The 20272-nt window shown below is 65.9% G+C and carries 14 protein-coding genes and 2 pseudogenes; 2 read left to right on the top strand and 14 right to left on the bottom strand.

The features are described 5' to 3' along the window. Positions 1–221: 221 nt before the first annotated feature. The 10 genes and pseudogenes from OXH74_RS25480 to OXH74_RS25435 all read right to left on the bottom strand — a co-directional run bounded on the left by OXH74_RS25480 (position 222) and on the right by OXH74_RS25435 (position 13395). Positions 222–2546, bottom strand: coding sequence for a tetratricopeptide repeat protein (locus OXH74_RS25480; protein WP_375739420.1), 2325 nt, complete (start codon positions 2544–2546; stop codon positions 222–224). Continuing rightward, complete coding sequence (locus OXH74_RS25475; protein ID WP_375739419.1) at positions 2543–4138, bottom strand: arylsulfatase; 1596 nt, start codon at positions 4136–4138, stop codon at positions 2543–2545. Before OXH74_RS25475 ends, OXH74_RS25480 begins: the two co-directional genes overlap by 4 nt. Before the next feature lie 45 nt (positions 4139–4183). Further along, positions 4184–5086 carry an SDR family oxidoreductase gene (locus OXH74_RS25470; protein ID WP_375739418.1) on the bottom strand — a complete coding sequence of 301 codons (903 nt, stop codon included), beginning with the start codon at positions 5084–5086 and terminating at the stop codon, positions 4184–4186. Then, positions 5083–5523: an acyl-CoA thioesterase gene (locus tag OXH74_RS25465; RefSeq protein WP_375739417.1), complete on the bottom strand. Its 441-nt coding sequence runs from the start codon at positions 5521–5523 to the stop codon at positions 5083–5085. The genes OXH74_RS25470 and OXH74_RS25465 overlap by 4 nt, the downstream gene beginning before the upstream one ends. Positions 5524–5527: 4 nt before the next feature. Beyond that, positions 5528–6811, bottom strand: coding sequence for a histidinol dehydrogenase (hisD, locus tag OXH74_RS25460; protein ID WP_375739416.1), 1284 nt, complete (start codon positions 6809–6811; stop codon positions 5528–5530). Positions 6812–6873: 62 nt separating this feature from the next. Next, entirely contained in the window at positions 6874–7920 is a 1047-nt protein-coding gene (locus tag OXH74_RS25455) for a LacI family DNA-binding transcriptional regulator (RefSeq protein WP_375739415.1), read from the bottom strand. A 279-nt stretch (positions 7921–8199) separates the two neighbouring features. Then, complete coding sequence (locus OXH74_RS25450; RefSeq protein WP_375739414.1) at positions 8200–9567, bottom strand: DUF1329 domain-containing protein; 1368 nt, start codon at positions 9565–9567, stop codon at positions 8200–8202. Positions 9568–9587: 20 nt separating this feature from the next. Next, a pseudogene (locus tag OXH74_RS25445) lies at positions 9588–11372 on the bottom strand (DUF1302 domain-containing protein). A 45-nt stretch (positions 11373–11417) separates the two neighbouring features. Further along, positions 11418–11789 (bottom strand): c-type cytochrome, encoded by a 372-nt coding sequence (locus OXH74_RS25440; protein ID WP_375739413.1) that lies wholly within the window; start codon positions 11787–11789, stop codon positions 11418–11420. A 154-nt stretch (positions 11790–11943) separates the two neighbouring features. Then, the gene (locus OXH74_RS25435) at positions 11944–13395 is read right to left on the bottom strand and encodes an arylsulfatase (RefSeq protein ID WP_375739412.1); all 1452 of its coding nucleotides are present in this window, start codon (positions 13393–13395) and stop codon (positions 11944–11946) included. Between the two features lie 228 nt (positions 13396–13623). On the opposite strand from OXH74_RS25435, the pseudogene OXH74_RS25430 reads away from it, so the two are divergent. Together OXH74_RS25430 and OXH74_RS25425 are read left to right on the top strand one after the other, a co-directional pair. Beyond that, a pseudogene (locus tag OXH74_RS25430) lies at positions 13624–14307 on the top strand (AraC family transcriptional regulator); the annotation flags it as partial. Next, positions 14284–14715 (top strand): helix-turn-helix transcriptional regulator, encoded by a 432-nt coding sequence (locus OXH74_RS25425; RefSeq protein ID WP_375741687.1) that lies wholly within the window; start codon positions 14284–14286, stop codon positions 14713–14715. The pseudogene OXH74_RS25430 and the gene OXH74_RS25425, both read left to right, overlap by 24 nt. A 96-nt stretch (positions 14716–14811) precedes the next feature. Here the strand turns inward: OXH74_RS25425 and OXH74_RS25420 are convergent, their stop codons facing one another. The 4 genes from OXH74_RS25420 to OXH74_RS25405 all read right to left on the bottom strand — a co-directional run bounded on the left by OXH74_RS25420 (position 14812) and on the right by OXH74_RS25405 (position 20193). Next, the gene (locus OXH74_RS25420) at positions 14812–16275 is read right to left on the bottom strand and encodes a flavin monoamine oxidase family protein (protein ID WP_375739411.1); all 1464 of its coding nucleotides are present in this window, start codon (positions 16273–16275) and stop codon (positions 14812–14814) included. Positions 16276–16499: 224 nt separating this feature from the next. Further along, positions 16500–18047, bottom strand: a complete 1548-nt coding sequence (locus OXH74_RS25415) for an acetolactate synthase large subunit (protein ID WP_375739410.1) — start codon at positions 18045–18047, stop codon at positions 16500–16502. 5 nt (positions 18048–18052) lie between these two features. After that, positions 18053–19408 (bottom strand): MFS transporter, encoded by a 1356-nt coding sequence (locus tag OXH74_RS25410; RefSeq protein ID WP_375739409.1) that lies wholly within the window; start codon positions 19406–19408, stop codon positions 18053–18055. Positions 19409–19596: 188 nt separating this feature from the next. Next, positions 19597–20193 carry a DUF2889 domain-containing protein gene (locus OXH74_RS25405; protein ID WP_375739408.1) on the bottom strand — a complete coding sequence of 199 codons (597 nt, stop codon included), beginning with the start codon at positions 20191–20193 and terminating at the stop codon, positions 19597–19599. Between the last annotated feature and the right edge of the window lie 79 nt (positions 20194–20272).

Here is a 20272-nt window from a genome sequence, read left to right as displayed (position 1 = left end):
GCGCGCACCGGCGGGACTTCCGGCATCCACCTTGCCCCATTCAGGCCTCGAGGCGAAGCGGCCAGGCGCACCTCTGGGCACATTGCGATTGCGTTTGCAGGAGCCAGCCCTGCTGGCGAATGGCGGAATGCTAGGGCGCTTCGCGAGCAAGCTCGCTCCTGCACGGGCGGATGCCTTTTGCGCGGACGCCGGGTGGGCTTGCCGATCCGCAGAAGCGGGTTTCAAGGCCTGTCCAACTCCTGTTTCATCCCCGCCAGTCGGGTGTCGCCCGGGGCGCTATGTTCCAGCTGGCGCAGGTATTCCCGAGCCTGGTCGCGCCGTCCTGCGATGGCATGCAGGTAGGCGAGGGCGTAGAGCAGGTCGCCATCGGCTGGGCTTTGCGCCAAGCCGGCTTCGAGCGCTGCGCGGGCCTCGTCCGGGCGGGCCAGGCGGAGCAACAGCAGGCCCTGGTTGTAGCGGATGCGGGAATCCCCGGGCATGACCATGGCAGCCTGCTCAAGCCAGGGCAGACCTTCCTCGGCCCGGCCATGCTCCACCAGCAGCAGGGCGAGCATGTAGGCCAGGTTGCCGTGGTCCGTCGCGGGCTGGTCGGCCAGGGCGAGGCCGTCCCGCAGTGTCCGCTCGGCTTCGTCCTGGCGCAGCAGGCTGTTGGCCAAAGTCGCCAGGTTGACTCGGGCCGGGGAAAAGTAGGGGTCCATCCGCAGGGCCTGGCGATATTCTTCCAGGGCCTCCAACTGGCGTCCCTCGCGTTCCAGGAACACCGCCAGGTTGAGTCGGTTGCCGGGCAGGTCGGCGTTGCCGCGCAGTCGCCGCTCGTAGTCCGCCAACTGCGCCTTGAAGGCGGCGCGCCGGGGTTCCGGCAGCGCCGTCGAGGGAATGCCAGCCAGTGCCCGCAGGGCTTCGTCGCGCACCGCCAGGTCGGGGTCGTCCAGCAGCGGCAGCAAGCGCTCGACCCTCCGCACCGGCAGCTCCTCGGCGAAGGCGGAAGCGGCGTAGGCGCGTACCAGGGCGCTGGGGTCGTCCAGGGCCTGGCTCAGGCTGGGCAATGCCGGTGGGCCGAACGGCAGCAGTTGCGCGGCCGCGCTGGCGCGCACCACGGCTGGCTGGCCCATGTCCTCAAGCACCTTGCGCAGCAATGGCAGGGCCTCGGCTCCCTGGCTGCGCGCGGCGTTGAAGGCCTCGCCATAGTGCCGCGGGCGCTGCGGCTGGCCGAACCAGCCTTCGATAGCGCGCGCCGCCCACTGCGGCTCTTTGTCCCGATGGCAAGCGGTGCAGGCGTCGGGGCTCGCGGTCTTGTCCGCGAGGTCCGGGCGGGGTATGCGCAGGCTGTGGTCGCGGCGGGGGTCCACCACCATGTAGGTCTTGCTCGGCATGTGGCAGCCGACGCATTGCGCGCCCGCGGAACTGGTCTGGTGATGATGGTGCGCCGGGCTGTCGTAGTCCTTCACCCGCAGGCCGGGGAATCGCGCCGGGGGCGTGGGGTTATGGCACTGCAGGCAGAGGCCGTTGCCTTCCACCTTCACCCGCGTGCTGTGGGGGTCGTGGCAATCGGTGCAGCCGACCCCGGCGGCGTACATCCGGCTCTGGGCGAAGGAAGCGTATTCGTACACTTCGCCGTCTATCTGCCCGTCGGCGTGGTAGAGGTCCGCGCGCAGGCTGGCGGGCAGCGCCGACGCCAGCAGTCCCTGGCCGGGCTGCTGGCCGTTTCCCAGGCCCTGGCGGCGGCTGTGACAGTAGGCGCACTGCTCCACCAGGCCCCTGCTGCCGAGGGCCTTGAAGTCCACCGCCAGGCCCATGTCGCGGGACGAGGCTGGGGACTGGCCGGGCGGAGCCTGGCGCGCCCAGTCGACATGGGCCTGCCCTGGACCATGACAGGCCTGGCAGCCGACATTCTGCTCATGCCAGGTGCTGGCGAAGCTATCGGTCTTGTCGTCGTAGTGCTTCTGCAGGTTGGTGGAGTGGCAGTCGGCGCACATGGCGTTCCAGTTCTGGTAGCGGCCGGTCCAGTGCAGCGGGTCGCTTGGCGCGAAGTGCTGGCCCGGGTAGAGCGAGAACCAGCGCTGGCCGCCGGCCTGCTTCGGGCGGCTGTCCCAGGCGATGGTCAGCGCCTGCAGGCGGCCGCCCGGAAAGGCCACCAGGTACTGTTGCAGGGGGTAGTGGCCGAAGCTGTAGAGCACCTGGAAGTCCGCCGGCTTGCCGTCGGCGCCCTCGGTGTTGACGAAATAGCCATCGCCCTTGCGGAAGAACCGCGCCTGCACGCCCGCTTTGTCGAAGCGGACGTCGGCGAAGTCCCCCAAGACACTGTCGGGGCTGGCCCTGGCCATGGCCCGCTGGTGGTCGGAGCCCTCCCAGGTCTGGGCCTGTCCGGTGTGGCAACCGATGCAGCTTTCGGCGGGCGCGTAGCCCACCGGGTCGAGGGCCAGCGCCGGGGGTTGCTCCGCCTGTCCGCTACCCACGCTGGAAACGAGCAGCAGGCAGAGCGCCAGGAAATGGCGGGCGGCCCGCGCCTGCGCGGTGCTGCAATGGCGGCGCAGCCTCGGCATCATGGCACCTTCTTTTGCTTCTGCAGGAAGTCCTGCACCAGGTTCGATCGGTCGAAGGACTTGGCGGTCTGCACCGGGGGGTACTCGGCCAGGGTCTTCAGGTGCGCGCCGATCAGTTCGCCCATGGGTCCCGATATCCACGAGGACTTCTGGATCAGATGGCCGTATGAGTCCTTGCTGTCATAGCTCTCGAAGGGATCGCTGCGCAGGTTGAACATCAGCGGCGCGAAGCGCGGCACGACTTGCGCGTAGTAATCCTCCTTGGTAGAGAAGTGCAGCTTCCAGGAGCCCATGCGCACTGCGGTCAGCTTGCTTTCGATGTAGTAGAGGATGCTAGTGCGCGCGCTCTGCGGGGATTTGCCGATCCAGTAGTCCAGGTTGTTCACCCCGTCGATGTACTGGCTCTTCTCCTTTTTCATCCGCTCGGCCACGTCCGGTACGCCGGCCGCGGCGGCGAAGCTGGTGAACATGTCCTGGTGCCCCTGGATGCCGTTCAGGATCAGTCCAGGTTTTACCACACCCGGCCAGCGCAGCATCGATGGCACGCGCACGCCGCCTTCGAAGGTGGTCATTTTCTCGCCTCGGAAGGGCGTGGTGGCGCCATGGGGCCAGGAGGAATGCTCCGGGCCGTTGTCGGTGGAGTACCAGACGATGGTGTTGTCCTCCAGACCGTTGGCCTTGAGGAAGGCGAGCACCTGGCCGATGTCATGGTCGTGCTGCAGCATGCCGCTGCCCTGGGTATCGTCCTCGTGGGTGTACTTCGCGGCGGCGTGGCGCCACTGGTCGTTGAGGTGGGTGTAGAGATGCATGCGGCTGGTGTTGAGCCAGACGAAGAACGGCTTGTCCTCTTTCTGCGCCTTGCGCATGAAATCCAGCGCCATGGGGATTACCTCGGCACCGTCGAAGTCTTCCATGCGCTTCATCGTCAGCGGGCCGGTATCTTCGATGGTCTGCTTGCCGACCGGCCCGAAGCGCGGGTCCACCGTCGGATCATCCTTGTCGCTGGCGAAGGTGTGCAGCACGCCACGGGTCTGGAACTTCTTGGCGAACGCCGCCGGGCCGCCGGGGTAGTCCTTTGCGAAGTTCTGGTAGTCGGCGTACTCGTGCTGCTCCTCGGTATTGAGGTGGTAGAGGTTGCCGAAGAACTCGTCGAAGCCGTGTACGGTGGGCAGGTGGGGGTTGTTGTCACCCAGGTGGTTCTTGCCGAACTGGCCGGTGCGGTAGCCGGCGCCTTTCAGCACTTCGGCCAGGCTCGGCGAGGCGGCCTGCAGGCCCAGCTTGTCCCCCGGCTGGCCCACCGTGGTCATGCCCGAGCGGATCGGATACTGGCCGGTGATGAAGGCTGCACGGCCGGCGGTGCACGAGGGTTGGGCGTAATGGTCGGTGAAGCGCGCGCCCTGCAGGCCGATGCTGTCGATGCTCGGCGTGGTGTAGCCCATGGTGCCCATGCCGTAGGCGCTGACGTTCTGCCAGCCGATGTCGTCGCCCCAGATGACCAGGATGTTGGGCTTGTCCGGGCGGGCCTGCGCCGCCGGTGCGACGAGCAGCGCGCAGGCCAGGCCCGCGATGGCCAGCTGCTTGATACGTTGGATCATGAACATGTCTCCTTGGAGTTGAGCCTGATGACCGGGGCGGGCGCTTCAGTCGCGTAGCGCCGCGACCAGCCGTGCGCGCAGTTCCGGGTGACCGGCGTAGGGATCGGGCGGGTTGCGCTGTTCGACCATGGCTTCGAATCGCTCGCGCACCGCCCCCATCGCCCGGGGATGCGAGTAAATGTAGAAGCGACGCTGCCGGACCGCTTCGAAGGTCAGTTCGGCGATCTGTTCGGCGCTGACCTTAGCCGAATGGGTGGCCTTCTGGTTCTGCGCCAGGGCCACCTGCTGGGAGTGTGTCGGTCCGTTGCCATCGACCAGTTCGTCCGGGCGGTTGCGGGCGGATTGGCTGATGCCGGTGGGCACGAAGTACGGGCACAGCACCGAGCAGTGCACCTGCCCGGAGACCAGGGCGAGATCCTGGTAGAGCGTCTCGCTGAGGGACACCACGGCCTGTTTGCTGAGGTTGTAGGCACCCAGGGTCGGGGCGTTGAGTAGCCCGGCCATGGAGGCGGTGTTGACGATGTGCCCTTCGTAGTCCGGGTCCTCCGCGGCGGCCGCCAGCATCAGCGGGGTGAAGATGCGCACCCCGTGGATCACGCTGCGAACGTTGACGCCCAGCACCCATTCCCAGTCCTTTTCGCTGTTTTCCCACACCAGGCCGCCGGCGAGCACGCCGGCGTTGTTGAACAGTAGGTGGACCGCGCCGAACTGCTCCAGCGCCGCATCGGCCAGGGCCTGAACCTGGGCCGGGCTGGAGACGTCGGTACGCAGACCGATCACCTCGGCGCCGCGCGCCTTCAGCCCGTTGACCACGGTTTCAAGCGCCTCCGCCTGGATATCGGCCAGCGCGAGCCTCATGCCAAGGTCCGCAGCTTTCTCGGCAAAGGCCTTGCCGAAGCCCGAGGCGGCTCCGGTGATCACCGCCACACGGTTCTCGAACCTGTTCATGACGCCACCTGGATGCTTTCCAGTGCGCGGCGCAGGGCATCCGGCAGCGGCACCGGGCGGCGGGTCAGGCGGTCCACGTAGACGTGCACGAAATGCCCCTGGGCGGAGGCGATGTCGTTGTCATTGGCGAACAGGCCGACTTCGTAGCGCACGCTGGAGGTTCCCAGGCGCGCTACCCGCAGCCCGGCGCGCACGATGTCGGGGAAGGCGATGGACGAGAAGTAGCTGCAGCCGGTTTCCACCACCAGGCCGACTGTGGGGCTCTCGGCGAAATCCAGGACTTTCTGTTCGAGCAGCCAGGCATTCACCACGGTGTCGAACCAGCTGTAGTAGACGACGTTGTTGACGTGGGCGTAGACGTCGTTGTCCATCCAGCGCGTGGTGATGTCGCGGAAGTAGCGATAGGCGCTGCGGCTTTCCGGAGTGGGCTTGCTCATTGGCTCAGGCCTCCACCTTCATGCGGCGCACGCGGATGTCCGCCTGCTCCTTGTGGCCGGACATATGCTCGTAGCCGCACAGGCGCGAACAGTACTCGCCGACCATCACGCTCGCTTCGTCGGTCATCACGCGCTGGTAGGTGTGGGTCTTGATGAACTTGCCGACCCACAGCCCGCCGGTGTAGCGGCCCGCACCCATGGTGGGCAGGGTGTGGTTGGTTCCGATCACCTTGTCGCCGTAGCTGACATTGGTGCGGTGGCCGAGGAACAGGGCGCCGTAGCAGGTCATGCGCTCGTGGTACCAGTCCGGGTCCCGGGTCATCACCTGGACATGCTCGGAGCACAGTCCCTCGGCGACTTCCAGGGCCTCTTCGTCGGTGTCGCACAGGTAGATCTCGCCGAAGTCGCGCCAGGCGGCACCGGCCACCGGCGCGGTGTCCAGGCGGGCGAGCACTCGCTCGATGGCGGCCGGCAGCTCTTCGGCGATCGTCCTGCTGGTGGTCACGCAGTAGGCCGGGGAGGTGGGGCCGTGCTCGGCCTGGCCCAGCAGGTCGACGGCCACCAGCTCGGCGTCCATCGTGTCGTCGCAGATCACCAGGGTCTCGGTGGGGCCTGCGAACAGGTCGATGCCCACGCGGCCGAAGAGCTGGCGCTTGGCTTCGGCCACGTAGGCGTTGCCCGGGCCGACGATCATGTCCACGCCCTTGATGCTTTCTGTGCCAATGGCCATGGCCGCCACCGCCTGGACACCGCCAAGGCAGTAGATTTCATCGGCGCCCGCCAGGTGCATGGCGGCCACGATCTCGGGGCAGGGCTTGCCCTCGAAGGGCGGCGCACTGGCGATCACGCGTTTGACGCCGGCCACCTTGGCGGTGAGCACGCTCATGTGCGCGCTGGCGATCAGCGGGTACTTGCCGCCTGGGATGTAGCAGCCCACCGAGTTGACCGGGATGTTGCGGTGGCCGAGCACCACGCCCGGCAGGGTCTCCACCTCGACATCGTGCATGGAGTCTTTCTGGATCTGCGCGAAGCGGCGGATCTGTTCCTGGGCGAAGCGGATATCGTCGAGGGTCTGCTGCGGCAGGTTGCCGATGCAGGCGTCGATCTGTTCCTGGCTGAGTCGGAAGCTTGCCGGTGACCACTGGTCGAACTTCCCGGAATATTCACGCACGGCGGCGTCACCGCGCTGTTCGATGTCGGCGAGGATGGCTTCCACGGTGGCGCGGACCTGCGCGTGGTTGCTGGCCTTGGCCTGGGCCGACTGGCCCTTCTTGAGGTGTTGGATCATGGGGACTTCCTGTTGCGGTAGATAGCCGCCTGGGCGGCATGCGGGTTGATTGGAGGGCTTTTCTAGGCAGTGGAGCGCAGCACCAGTCGCCCCGGCAGTTCGCGCAGTGCCTCGGCGACGCTGCCGCCGGGGCGGCCCTCGTCGAGCAGCCGGATGGCGCAATCGATCATTTCGTTCAGCGGCTGGCGCACCGTGGTTAGGTCGTTTTCCGGGTAGGCGGTGGCGCGGATATCGTCGAAACCGACCACGGCCACGTCCTCGGGGACGCGCAGGTTGGTGTTCATGCGCAGGTGGCTGAGTACGCCGAGGGCCATCAGGTCGTTGGCGCAGAACACCGCATCGATACCGGGCTGGCCGGCTGCGAACAGCCGGGCCGCCGCATCGCGTGCGCCTTCGTAGCTGTATCCGCCCTGCTCGCAGGCGACCAGACGCAGGCCATGCGCGGCCAGGCCTCGCTCGAAACCGAGTAGGCGGTCGGTGGTCGTGGAGATGCTTGGGTCACCCGCTACGAAGGCACAGGCGCGGCGCCCGCTGCCCACCAGGTATTCGGCCACCGCAGCCCCCATGCGCTCGTTGTCGCAGCACACCGACCAGACCGTCGGGTCCTCGACGCGGCGGTTCATGAACACCACCGGTACACCCTGGCGCCCACACAGGTCCGACATGTGTGATGACAGCCGCGCGGCGGTGACCACGATGGCGTCGACCTGGTACTGCAGCAGCTCGGGCATCAGTTCGTCCGCATCGCCGCCCGGCGGCACCACGAAGAGCAGCAGTTGCCGGCCGGTTTGTCGCAGCTGTAAGGAGAATTCCTCCAGGGCTGCGGGATAGAAGGGGTTGGTCATGTCACCCATCACCAGCGCCACGATCCCGGTGCGCCGCCGGTTCAGCGACCGCGCGATCGCATTGGGCCTATAGCCTGCTTCGTCGGCCATGGCGAGGATGCGCCGGCGTACCTCGGCAGAGATGCGCGAATGCGGGTCGAAGGCGCGGGTGACCGTGGACGTGGCCACGCCGAGGCGCTCGGCGAGAACCCTGGCCGTGACGCGCCCGCCGGCCAGCGCGTTGCTCCGGGCAGGGGTGTCGGGAGGGGGGATGTCACGGGTCATGTCAGGGCCTCGGCTACTGTGCAAACGTGTGCACACGTGGGCTGAATCCTGCCGTGACCTTTCGGGAGGAGACCCTCCCCAATGGAGGGGGACGCTGGCAAATCGTAGTCCGGACTTCATCCGGGACAGGGATTGCGCCGATGTCGTAGGGACGATTTCAATCGCCTAGCGGGTCGCAGACCCGCCGTAGGTTGGCGCTGAGGAACGAAGCCCAACGGGAGGACATGACTACCCTCGTTGGGCTTCGCTGGACCGGCACGGTGCTGGTCGTTCTACCCCTCAACGCAGCCCATCGGTCCGCAGGGCGGCCGGGGTGAAGTCGAAGAATTTCGCCTGTAGGCCGTACTGGGTGGTGCTGGGCTCCTGGTTGCGCATGCCGAGTGCCAGGTAGCGGCCGGACATCAAGTCATAAAGGACTTCCACCGCGAGATAGGACGCTTGCTGCTTGTAGTGATACAGCGAATGACCTTCGGCGACGCGCCACAGTTGACCTCGGCCATCGTAATGGTCGACTTCGGCGATCTGCCAGGTGTCTTCGTCGATGAACATATGGCGCTTGGAATAGACGTGGCGGCTGCCGGGCTTGAGCGTCCCGACCACTTCCCAGACCCGGTGCAGTTCATAGCGGGTGTGGTCGGGGTTGATATGCCCGGCTGCAACGATGTCGTCGTACTTGAGCGTTTGCGATTCGAGCGCGTAGCTGTTGTACGGGATGTACAGCTCCTTCTTGCCGACCAGTTTCCACTCGTAGCGATCCGGTGCACCGTTGAACATGTCCAGATTGTCTGCGGTACGCAGGCCGTCGGCGGCTGTGCCCGGGCCGTCGTAGGTGACCTGGGGCGCTCGCCTTACACGGCGCTGGCCAGCGTTGTAGATCCAGGCCATACGCGGATCGGTAACCTGGTTGAGGGTCTCGTGGGCGAGTATGACAGTGCCGGCCAGGCGCGCCGGGGCTGTCACCCGCTGCTTGACCATGTAGAGCATGTTGCCCTTCTTGTCCGACGGGAAATCGACGACCTGCTCTGGATACACCTGCTCTTCCTCGAAGCGTACCGGGGTGTAGGCGCCATTCACCTGTGGGGTGACCTGAATGTAGCTGCGCCAGTAGTTGCCTCCCACATAACGCGTGATGTGGTTCCACAGCACTTCGACGCCATTCTTGGGGATCGGGAAGGCGTAGTAACCGCTCTTCTCGAAGTTGACCAGACCGTTGCCGCCGTTGATCGGCTCAACCTGCAGCGCGCTCTTGCGAGCGGCCTCTTGGATCGCCGCGGGTACGGTGGCGGAGCGATGGGAAGGGTAAACGGGGATGCGATAGCTCTGCGGGTAGCGCTGAAGCATCGCCATCTGGCCATCGGTCAGCTTGTCGCGGTACTGCGCGGCGTTGGTCGCGGTGATGACGAACAGCGGCTTTTCATTGGCAAATGGGTTGCTCAGGAAACCGTTGGACGCAACCGCGCCGGCGTCCGGCGGCAGCCCGCCGGTCCAGGCGGGTATGCTGCCGTCGGCGTTGCCTTCTTTCTGCGCACCGAGCGGGGTGAGGACTGTGCCGAGTTGGGCGGCTTCGTTCGCCGAGACTGCCGCCATCACGTGGCCAGCGAGCAGACTCAGCGCCAGGATGCAGCCTTTCTGAACGGTTCTATTCATGATCTTGCCCTCGGGAAGGTTTAGAAGTTCACGCCGAAACTCAGCGAAACGAAGTCACGGTCGACGTCGGTGTTGAAGTCGCCGCCAAAGTTGTTGGTGTACGTGAGGCTGGCTGTGTAGGTGTTGCGGTAGTCAGCATCGACACCCAGTCCGACGGACTTGGCGCCTTCGTTGAACACCGGGCCGTAGCCGTCGACGTCGTGGGACCAGAACAGGTTCGGCGCCAGGTTCACCCCGGCGAACACGTCGCTGTACTTGAGGTTGGCGAACGCGCGGTAGCCCCAGGAGTTGGCGGTGTAGTAGCCGTGGCGGCCGCCCTGGGTGATGTCGCCGAACACCGAGTCGCGGCCGTAGCGCTGGGTCTCCAGGGACTCGAGGCCGCCGGCGTGGGTGAGGCCCACCTCCACCGCGAGACTCAGGGAGGTGGCGCCCAGCACCGGATCGAACAGGTGCAGGAAGCTGGTCTGGGCCTGGGTGACTTCCTTGCGTTTCCAGCCCTGCAGGACCTGGCCTTCCTCGGCGGCCACGGTGGGCTCGATGTCGGAGCCGGTCAGGGCGCGGAAGGTGGGGTTCAGCGCGCCGCCGAAGAGGTCGGCGGTGTTGATGCCGATCGGGGCATTCGGCCGGTAGCTGATCTCGCCGCTCCAGGCGGTGCCGGTGGGCAGTTCGGTGGCGAAGCTGGCGCCGAACAGGTGGATGTCTTCCGGGTAGTCGAGGAAGTAGCTGGTGTTGCCGGCACCGGTGGCCAGGCCTAGTGCGAACTGCAGGTCGGGATCGAGGGCGGCGAAGCCCGGGTCGTTGTTGATGAAGTCGGCCACGCCGCTGGCGGTGCGCAGGCTGAAGCGCGGCGCGCGGGAGTGATAGTTGAGGTAGTAGGCGGCGTACTCCACGCCGTCGCCCAGCCAGCGCAGGGCCATGCCCTACTGGCCGCTGTCTCGCGGGTCGTTGTTCCTTTCGCGGCGGACTATCACCCCTTCCGGATCGCTGATGCCGAAGCCCAGGCCCGCCGCGGCGGCGATCGGTTCCAGCGGCGCCACACCGGCCAGGCCGCCGTTCAGGTTGTTATTGCAGCCCTTGGCCACCGGGTCGGCGCCGAAGAAGGTGCCGCAGTTGTCCAGGGCGTAGGGTTTCCACTCCAGCTGGTAGAACGCTTCGACGCTCAGGTTCTCCCCCAGGCCCTGGGCGACGTAGAACATGTTCACCGGGATCAGGCCCTCCTTGAGCTCCGACCCGGGCCGGCGAAGCGCGGCGACGTCCAGCGGATTGATGGAGTTGATCGAGTTGCTGATGAACAGGCTCTCGCCCCAGCTCACCACCTGCTTGCCCAGGCGCACGTCGCCGGGATTGCCGGCCAGCTCGTAGCGCTGCGAGACGAAGGCGTCGAGGATCTGCGTGCCGGCGGAGCGCGCCGACATTTCTCGACCGTCGTCGCTGATCTGCTTGAACGGACGGCTCTCGTCCTTGAGCTCGAAGTCGTACCAGTACTTGCCGCGCACGAAGGCGCGGGTGTCGCCGTAACTCAGCTCCAGGTCGTGCACGCCCTTGAAGATCTTCGAGAAGGTCTCACCTTTCTTGAAGTTCAGGCGCCCGTCGTCGCCCGAGGACGAGAAACCGTTGCCGCCGTTGGTGACATCGATCAGGTGCGAATCCGGATCGGAGGTCGCCCAGCTGGCGCCAATGGACAGGGCTGAGTCGAACTGACCCTGGAGTTCGCCGATGTTGAAGGAAACGGCGAACGCCGGATGCTGGATGGATGCCGAAACGGCGGCTGCCAGCAGACAGCGCTTGAAGTGTCGGATACGCACGGGATTGTCCTTGTTCTGGTTGTGCTACGGATCGGGAGGGGTGGGTCAGCGTTGGTTCTGCAGGAAACAGAGCACCGCCTTGCGCTCTTCGGCCTTGCGCAGGCCGCCGAAGGCCATGGTGGTGTCGGGGAACATCTGCGCTGGGGAGCTGAGCCACGTTTCCAGGCGTTCCAGCGACCAGCTGTCGTTGGCACCGGCCAGGGCCGGCGAATAGGCGTAGCCCTGCACCGACGCCATGGGGCGGCCGACGACGCCGGCCAGGTGCGGGCCGACGCGGTCGGCGTCGAGCGCATGACAGGCGCTGCATTTGGTCAGGAAGACCTTTTCTCCGGCGGCGGGGTCGCAGTCGAGGGCGGAAGCGGAATGGCTGAGCAGGAGCGCGAACGCGCCGGCGGCCATACGCAAAGGAGGGTTCATCTGGTTATTCCCCGGTTGGCTAAGGTGGGCCCTAAGGTGACAGCCGGGGTGAGGGCGCGAATCGCTGGGCTACGCCATTGATTTGTCATTCGATGCCAATCGGTGTTGCGAGGGGGCGACGGCCGGTGCGATGGCGCCGGCCGGCCCGGGGAAATCAGCGCGCAGCGGGGGTGTAAGGGTCCGGGGTGCCGGCCTCGATGGGGGGAAACTTCTCCAGGCTGGCCTTGAAGCGGCCGACCACGCCCATCATCGGCTGCAGCGCCCAGGTGTTCTCCAGCATCACGTCATGCTCTTCCCGCTGGTCGGCCAGCAGGTTGTAGAGACGGGGGAAGGCCAGCGTCTGCGGCGGGTCGTACATCTCGTCCTGCTGGATGAAGTGCATCTTCCAGTTGCGCCATTTCACCGCGGTGAGGCGGTCCGCCACATAGGCGGGGAAGCCTTCGCGGTTCGAGTTGGCCTGCCGGCCGCTGAACAACGGCATCTGGTCGACGCCGTCCACGACGCGGTCGGTGGGCACCTGTGAACCGGCGGCATGGGCGAGGGTGGTGTAGAGGTCGACGATATGCACGATCTCGTTGCTCACCTTGCCCGCCGGGACATGGCCGGGCCAGCGCAGGATGAACGGGGCTCGCAGCCCGCCCTCCATTGCCGTGAAGTAGGTACCCCGCCAAGGGCCGTTGGCGCCGCGCCAGGGGTGGGTGGCCTCGCCGCCATTGTCGCTGGTGACGATCACCAGGGTGTTGTCCTCCACGCCAGCGTCCTTCAGGGCATCGAGCACCTGCCCGGCGCGATGGTCGATTTCCGCCAGGGAGTCGGCCCAGGAGCCATTGCCGGTGCGGCCGGCGAATTCCGGGTTGGGCTGGGTCGGCATGTGCGGCAGGGAGAAGGGGATGTAGGCGAAGAACGGCTTGCCGGCGCCGGCGTTGCGCTTGATGAAGGCGGTGGCGCGCTCGGTCAGCTCGGCATCCAGGGTGCGCTTGCTGGCCAGGTCCAGCTGCTTGACCTGGCGTGGGGCCTGGCCCTGTTTGGCCTCGTAGATGTACTGGACTGGCGCTAGGCTTTCATTCCAGCCCTGCTTGCTGCCCAAGGCCGGGGTCAGGTCGGTGGCCTGGTCGCTGCCGGACCACATGACTTCGTCGTAGGTGCGCGGCACCCCGTACCACTCGTCGAAGCCTTGCCGGGTCGGAAAGCGCGACTCGCTGCTGCCCAGGTGCCACTTGCCCCAGATGCCCGTGGCATAGCCGCGCGCGGACAACAGTTCGGCCAGGGTCTGCTCCCACAGCGTCAGTCCGTCCGGCTGGCCGCTGCGCGGCACCCTGTAGGTGCCCGAACGGATCGGGAAGCGGCCGGTCAGCAGCGCCGAGCGCGAGGGGGTGCATTGCGCCTCGACGTTGAAGTTGGTCAGGCGCAGGCCCTGCTCGGCGAGGCGGTCGATCCGGGGCGTTTCCGCGCCACGCAGTGCGCCGCCGCCATAGCTGCCCAGTTCGCCATAGGCGAGGTTGTCGAACAGCATGACCACGATGTTCGGCGGCGCCGATTGGCCATAGGCCAGCGGCGCGGTGAACAACGCCCCGAGCAGTGCCAGTGGTGACAGGCAAACTTTCATCAATGTATCTCCGGTGCTGCCGGTTGGCTTTGGGAACGAGGGGCAGCGTACCGCCGACCATGGCCGATGGACGGGCGCGTTGAATCGCCAGGGAGCGCCAGGCATTTGCCATTTCGCGCCATTCGTCGGTCTTGCGCCGAGCGATAACGCGGCCGCCAGCCAACCGGTGCGCTGTCTGTTGTCGCTCTGTCCGGGGTCTGTTAGGTTCTCCCGTCTGCCTCGGTCGCCATGCTGTACCACCTGCAACGCCTGTGCGGCCTGGCTGCGATCGAGCGACAACAAGAATCCGGGCCCAGGAGCCCTGCCGCCATGTCCCGCCTGAAGCACACCGTCTACGCCGAAGCCCTGTTGCAGCAGCATAGCGCCCTGTTTCGGCCCTATCTGGCCATGGTCGGGCTGAGCGAGGAGGTGCTGGAGCGTCCAGATGCGAAGATTCCGCTGAGCCAGTACAACGCGCTGCTCGAAGTCGCCAGCAAACAGGGCGACCCCTTCCTGGGGCTGCGCCTCGGTCTGGGCATGTTCGGCGAGCCGTTCAAGGGCAGCCTGATGGGCGGGGTCGGCCACCTGGCGCGCAGCGCGGCGGATGTGAGGACCATGCTGGAGTGCGCCAGCCGCTTCATCGTCGTGCACGCCCAAGCCAATGACCTGACCTGGCGCCTGCACGGCGGCTGCTTGTAAATCACTTACCGGCTGACCGACCCCAGCGTCCTGCACCGCCGCCAGGACGCAGAATTCGCCATGGCGACGCTCTATTCGCGCCTGCGCGAGTACACCCTCGGGAAGTTCGCGCCGCTGCGCATGGAGTTCGAGCATCCACAACCTGCGGATATCAGCCTGCACGCCAAGGTATTCCAGTGCCCGCTGAAGTTCGGCCAGCCGGCCAACCTGATGGTCTGGCCCGGCGAATTGCTCGACGAGCCGCTGGCCACGGCCGATCTCAGGCTGTACCAGGCGTTGCTGCCCGGCCTTGAGGAAGAGCGCCGCCGCCGTCTCGCCGATACCGACCTGACCACGCGCATCGGCATGGTGATCGAGGCGAACCTGGCCAGCGGGCGAGTCGGCCTCGAGCAGGTGGCGACCGAGTTGTGCATGAGCAAGCGCACGCTGCAACGGCGCCTGCAGGAGCTTGACCTGGAGTTCGCCGAATTGGTCGAGGAGATCCGCCAGGCGCTGGCCATCGAACTGGTGCGCCAGTCGCCCCGCAGCCTCACCGAGATCGCCCAGCAGCTTGGCTACAACGAGGCCAGTTCCTTCACCCGCGCCTTTCGCCGCTGGACCGGGCTGAGCCCCAGGGAGTTCCGCCAGCAGGGCGAGAAGTAAAGCCGCTTGGCCGAATTGTAGGAGCGAGCTCTGCTCGCGAACGATCGCGCTCGGACCCTTCGCGAGCAGAGCTCGCTCCTACGAAACCACCCCGTGTCAGCCCAGCAGTTCGCGGGTTCTCAATGCAGCCTTGCTGCCGGCACTGATGGCGCCATCGATGAAGCCGCGCCAGCCTTCGCCGTGATCGCCCTGGCCGAACACCACCCGACCGCGATCCTTCTGGAAGTGGTCGTAGTACTTGCCCAGCCATTTCGGCTTGTAGCTGCAATAGGTGCCGAGGGAGTACGGATCCAGGGTCCATTCGTAGCCGTAGCATTCCTCCACTTCCAGGTCTGGGTAGAAGGTGCTGACCACCGCCTGCACGGCGTCGCGATCCTGGATGTCGAGCTTGGCCGGGTCCGCGCCGAAGCCGACGAAAATGCTGTGGTCCTCGGCCTTGGCGTAGGTGACCAGCAGGTTGAGCGGATGGTCGGAGCCGGCAACTCCCAGTCGCTTGCCATCCCCCGGCAGCTTGCCCTTGGTCCGCATGAACACCTTGATTCCGCTGCCGGAGTGCTTTTCCTTCGCCGCTTCCACCAGGGCCGGGTCCAGCGCGGGGCTGAAGGCGATGCGGGGCAGCACGTTCATCGGCACGGCCACGATCACCGCGGCGGCGCGAATGGCTTCCCCTTGCTGGGTGCTGACCAGGACCCGCTCGCCCTGTTGCTCCACCCGCGTCACCGAGGTCGAGAGCCGCACATCCGGCTTGCCTTCTTCCAGCATGGCGTTGATCAGGCTGATGGTGCCGTCCTTGAAGCTGTAGCGTCCCAGGGCATCGACGAAGGCCGTCATGTTCCAGCCCGGCAGCGACCACCAGCGCGCCACGTCGGCATAGGAGGCGCGATCACTGGTGGTGTGCGCGATACCGGTCACATAGGCGTCCACGAAGTTGCGCTGCAGCGGCGTGAGCTTCAACTGGTCGAGGCGGTCGGAGCCACTCATGCCGTCGACTGCGAGCAGGTCCTGCCAGGTGTGCTTGGCGTCGTAGGGACGTTCCCAGAGCTTCGGCGCATCGGCGAAGTACTCCTTGACCGCCTTGGCGATGGCCATGAAGTCGTCTAGGGTGGGCTCGATGGCCTTGCCTTCGTGGATGATGCGCACGGTCTGCGCCTGCTCGGCGAAGGGCTCGGGGGTTTCTTTCAACTCGAGGCCGTAGCGCTGCACCTCGGCCCAGACGAAGGGCTGGGTCCAATGGATCCAGGTGCCGCCCAGCTCGACTTTGTGCCCGGCGAACTCGCTGCTGAAGGTGCGCCCACCAAGGCGGTTGCGCGCCTCCAGGACCAGGGTCCGGTAGCCGTTCTTCATGCTGTCGCGCGCGGAGGTCACGCCTGCGAAGCCGCCGCCGATGACCACTACGTCATAGTCGCAGTCGTCGAACTTGCTGGCAGATTCGCGCTTCTTGGCTGCCGAGACGGTCAACGAGGCACTGCCGGCTACCGCCACGGCACCCGCGGCACCTACCACGCCGGCATTTCGCAGGAATTTGCGACGGCTGACACCGTCATTCTGCATTTCACCCATTTCCACACCTCTGAGCTTGTTGTGATGCCTTGCGGCCTTGTCGGCCAACATGCCAGAGGCGGCCTGCATTTCGATTGCCAGCTCACGCCATGGTTTTGCCATTGGGTGCCAATGTCATGTGGCGCAGCCACATCGCGAATGAATTCGCACAATGAAGCGGGCCGAGCCCAACGCTTCCGGGGGCACCGATGCCGCGTTGGGCGCAATGGCGTGTTGCTTGCGCCTCAGACGACCAGTTCGATCAGGAAGGGGCCAGGGGTCCGGTTGGCCCGGCTGAACAGCTCGTTGAAACCTTCCATGCTGGTGACACGGTCCGCTTCCACACCCATGCCATTGGCCAGGCGCACCCAGTCGAGATCGGGGTTGCCAATGCCCAGCATCTCGATCGCGGTCTTGCCAGCGCTCGCACCGACGTTTTCCAGTTCGTGCTGGAGAATCGCGTACTTGCGATTGGCCAGTATCACCACCGTGACATCGAGGCGTTCCCGCGCCATGGACCAGAGGGCCTGGACGGTGTACATGCCCGATCCATCCGCCTGCAAAGTGACGATGCGGCGGTCCGGCGCCGCCACCGCTGCGCCCAGGGAAAGTGGCAGGCCGTCGCCAATGGCACCGCCGCCCACTTGCAGCCAGTCGTGAGGTGCTGCATGCAGAGTGCCGGCGTAGAGGGCAGGGCCGAATGTGATGCTTTCGTCGACCACGATCGACTGCTCGGGTAGCAGGACGTTAAGCGACTGCGCAAGCGCTTGCGGAGTGATGTTGCCACGTCCGAGCGTAGCGTCAGTCGTGCGTTCGAAGGGGCTCACCCGAGGTGCGCCCAGCTCCTCGGCCAGACGCTCAAGGGCGTCGAGCAGGTCTTCTTCCGGGCGGGCCAGGACATGGATGCCGGCATCCTCTGGATAGGGACGGGGTCCCTTGCCGGGATAAGCGAAGAACGTCGCTGGTGCGGGTGTACCCACCAGGATGATGTAAGCGATGCCAGCCAGCTTCGCGCGTGCGACATCGCCGGAATAGGGCAATCGCTCCACCGCGAAGCGGCTCCGGCCACGGGCGACGCGAGGGTTGGACACCGTCGAGAGCAGGCGCGCGTCGGTTGCGGCAGAGATTCGATGGGCGGCAGCCAGAGCTTCCTGTCCCAGCGCCTTGCCAGCCAGCAACAGCAGAGCCGGTTGGCCGGAGCGCAGTATTCGGGCGGCCTGCTGCACGGCATCGGGGGCGACCTTCGGTGTGGTAATCGGCGCAAGAGGCGCGGCGACCACGCCGCCAGCATCCCAACAGACGTCCGAGGGCAGGATCAGGGTGGCGATGCCACCCGGTGCGCTGCAGGCCGCTTGCACCGCCGTGGCGGCAGCCAAGCCCACGGAGCCGGCCGATGTTGCCGTGCGGGTCCAGACGGAGACCGGGCGGGCCCAGCCCTCTGTGTCGGCGGTCAACGGCGCGTCGTATGGGCGATGATGGGTCGCCTGGTCGCCGACGATGTTCACCATGGGGGTTCGCGCACGTCGCGCGTTGTGCAGGTTGGCCAGGCCATTGGCCAGACCAGGGCCGCAATGCAGCAGGGTGGCGGCAGGTTTGCCGGCCAATCGCGCGTAGCCGTCGGCGGCGCCGGTCACCACACCTTCGAACAGGCCCAGCACGCAGCGCATGCCGGGATTGCGATCGAGGGCGGCGACGAAATGCATTTCACTGGTGCCGGGGTTGGCGAAGCAGGTGTCCACGCCGGAGGCCAGCAGGGTTTTTACGAGGCTTTCCGCGCCGTTCATTTCGCTCATTGTCTTCACATCCTTTCAGTGATCGGGCGATCCGTCGGACGCGGTGCCGCAAGGCGCCGTGCAGGAACGCAAACAAGCAGCAACAGGCTGCCTACCACCAACAGCCCGGCAATGAGGTCGAATGCCAGGTAGAGGCTGCCAGTTGCGGTTTTCACCGCGCCCACCGCCGTCTGGCTGAGCACGCCGGCCAGATTGCCGATGCTGCTGATGATGGCAATGCCGCCGGCTGCGCCGGACTTGCTCAACAGGGCCGGCGGAATGGTCCAGAACAGCGGCATGGCCGACAACGCGGCGGCGGCGCCCAGGCTCATCAGCGCCATGGAAAACACCGCATGCCCATGCGCCAGGTCCAGCAGGCAGAAGCTGGCGGCGGCCACCAGCATGGTCAGGCCCAGGTGCCAGCGGCGCTCCATATGGCGATCCGAGCTGCGGCCAAGCAGGTACATGGCACAGAGACCGCCAAGGAACGGCAACGCCGTGACCAGGCCGATCAGCTTGAGGTCTTCCATCCCGAAGCCGCGCACAAGAGTCGGTAGCCAATAGGACACGGTGTTGGCGCCGCTGTAGATGCAAAAGCACACGAAACCTGCCACATAAAGCTGCGGGTCGCGCAATACGTCTGCGAAACCGTGGTGCTTGGCGGTGCCCGTCGAGTCGTTGGCCAGCGCCTGTTGGATCTGGTGTTTCTCCTCATCGTCGAGCCAGGTGGCCTGTTCGGGGCGGTCAGTCAGCCAGAAACGTCCGATCACCCCCAGCAGCACCGCCGGCAGGCCAGTGAGAATGAACAGGACCTGCCAGTCGCGCAGACCGAGCCAGCCGTGCAGGTGCGCCATGATGGTTCCTGAAAGTGGGCCACATACCATGCCCGCGACCATGCCGGCCATGAAGAACGACGCAGTGATGCGCCCGCGCTGGGCTGCGGGGAACCAGTAGGTGAGGTAGAGGATCAGCCCCGGGAAGAAGCCCGCCTCGGCTATACCCAGCAGGAAGCGCGCAGCGATCAATTGGTTAGGTGTGGTGACGAAGGCGGTAGCGACGGTGATCAAGCCCCAGAGGATCATGATCCGCGTCAGCGTGGCGCGCGCCCCGACGCGCTGCATGTAGAGGTTGCTGGGCACCTCGAAGAGGATGTAGCCCAGGTAGAAGATGCCGGCTCCGATGCCGTAGGCGGCATCGCTGAGGGCGATGTCCTCTGCCATGCGCAGCTTGGCGAACGACAGATTCAGACGGTCGATGGCATTGATGATGAAGGCCAGCATCAGGAAGGGCAGCAGTCGCCAGATGACCTTGGTGAAAGTGCGTTTGAGTTGCTGGGCCGGTACTGCGGAGGTGGCCGGGAAGGGCTGGATGGCATCGCTCATGGAACCGCTCCTGCGGAAAAGCCGGATTGTTGTTGTAGTGGGGCCTCGGCAGGCCGCAGGGCCGAGTATGGAGTGGCCTCGTGGCGGGATGTTCCGTATTTCTGATTGGGCTCAACTGATTGATTTTAGGTGGAATAAGTCCTGTTGATGCGCAGAACTCCAGATGCTTTTCCGGTTTTTCGCGCGGACTAGGCTCCAGCGGGCGGGCCGTCCATCGCTTCCGCGCGAATGGTGTCGTCCAGTTGGCGATCCTCCGGCCAGATGACCTTGATGGCCTCGCCGTCCAGACGATAGGTGTGGCAGCTATTGATCAGGCTGGGACGCGGCAGGGGACGGTCGCTGACCAGTCGCTCGCGGAGATTGTCATGCTTGCGGAGCAGGGCGAAGTGCGCCTGGTAGGCAGTGGTGGCCATCGGACCGAAGAGTTCAGTCAGGTGGGTGCAACCGCTGGCGCCACCTACCCGCGCCTTGATCCTGGGCATGAAGCCGGGTCCGATCCGTAACCCCGCCAGGGCGGCATAGGCGGACTCGATCTGTGCGCAGTAGGGCGTCGGGCCGGCATGGGTCCTGGCCGTCACCTGCTGGATTACCAGCTCCCGGTCCAGGGTCATGGTGATGTGCATGTGATGGATTTCCCCATCGGCGGGCACGACGCGGAACAGCATGTCGGCATCAACTGGGGTGATATCGCGCATTTCGCCTTCCACATCCAGCAACCCGTCCTCGCGCAGGTAGGCGGTGCAGGTGACGTGGCGGGTATGGAGGAGCGTGCGCGTGTGGCTCATGGCGAGGGTTCCGTGACGAGTGTGGAAACCTCAGGGTAGGGGAGGAAATGGGACAAGCCGCCCCCCACGTGGGGAGGGG

The organism is Metapseudomonas boanensis (assembly GCF_042232855.1).
Taxonomy (GTDB): Bacteria; Pseudomonadota; Gammaproteobacteria; order Pseudomonadales; family Pseudomonadaceae; genus Metapseudomonas; species Metapseudomonas boanensis.
This window is presented reverse-complemented; position numbering and strand designations above follow the sequence as displayed.

Coding starts and splice junctions, on each gene's coding strand:
- OXH74_RS25475 (WP_375739419.1), bottom strand. CDS start 4,138: ATGATCCAACGTATCAAGCAGCTGGCCATCGCGGGCCTGGCCTGCGCG.
- OXH74_RS25435 (WP_375739412.1), bottom strand. CDS start 13,395: ATGAAAGTTTGCCTGTCACCACTGGCACTGCTCGGGGCGTTGTTCACC.
- OXH74_RS25420 (WP_375739411.1), bottom strand. CDS start 16,275: ATGGGTGAAATGCAGAATGACGGTGTCAGCCGTCGCAAATTCCTGCGA.
- OXH74_RS25470 (WP_375739418.1), bottom strand. CDS start 5,086: ATGAACAGGTTCGAGAACCGTGTGGCGGTGATCACCGGAGCCGCCTCG.
- OXH74_RS25405 (WP_375739408.1), bottom strand. CDS start 20,193: ATGAGCCACACGCGCACGCTCCTCCATACCCGCCACGTCACCTGCACC.
- OXH74_RS25425 (WP_375741687.1), top strand. CDS start 14,284: ATGGTCTGGCCCGGCGAATTGCTCGACGAGCCGCTGGCCACGGCCGAT.
- OXH74_RS25450 (WP_375739414.1), bottom strand. CDS start 9,567: ATGAATAGAACCGTTCAGAAAGGCTGCATCCTGGCGCTGAGTCTGCTC.
- OXH74_RS25465 (WP_375739417.1), bottom strand. CDS start 5,523: ATGAGCAAGCCCACTCCGGAAAGCCGCAGCGCCTATCGCTACTTCCGC.
- OXH74_RS25455 (WP_375739415.1), bottom strand. CDS start 7,920: ATGACCCGTGACATCCCCCCTCCCGACACCCCTGCCCGGAGCAACGCG.
- OXH74_RS25415 (WP_375739410.1), bottom strand. CDS start 18,047: ATGAGCGAAATGAACGGCGCGGAAAGCCTCGTAAAAACCCTGCTGGCC.
- OXH74_RS25480 (WP_375739420.1), bottom strand. CDS start 2,546: ATGATGCCGAGGCTGCGCCGCCATTGCAGCACCGCGCAGGCGCGGGCC.
- hisD (WP_375739416.1), bottom strand. CDS start 6,811: ATGATCCAACACCTCAAGAAGGGCCAGTCGGCCCAGGCCAAGGCCAGC.
- OXH74_RS25440 (WP_375739413.1), bottom strand. CDS start 11,789: ATGAACCCTCCTTTGCGTATGGCCGCCGGCGCGTTCGCGCTCCTGCTC.
- OXH74_RS25410 (WP_375739409.1), bottom strand. CDS start 19,408: ATGAGCGATGCCATCCAGCCCTTCCCGGCCACCTCCGCAGTACCGGCC.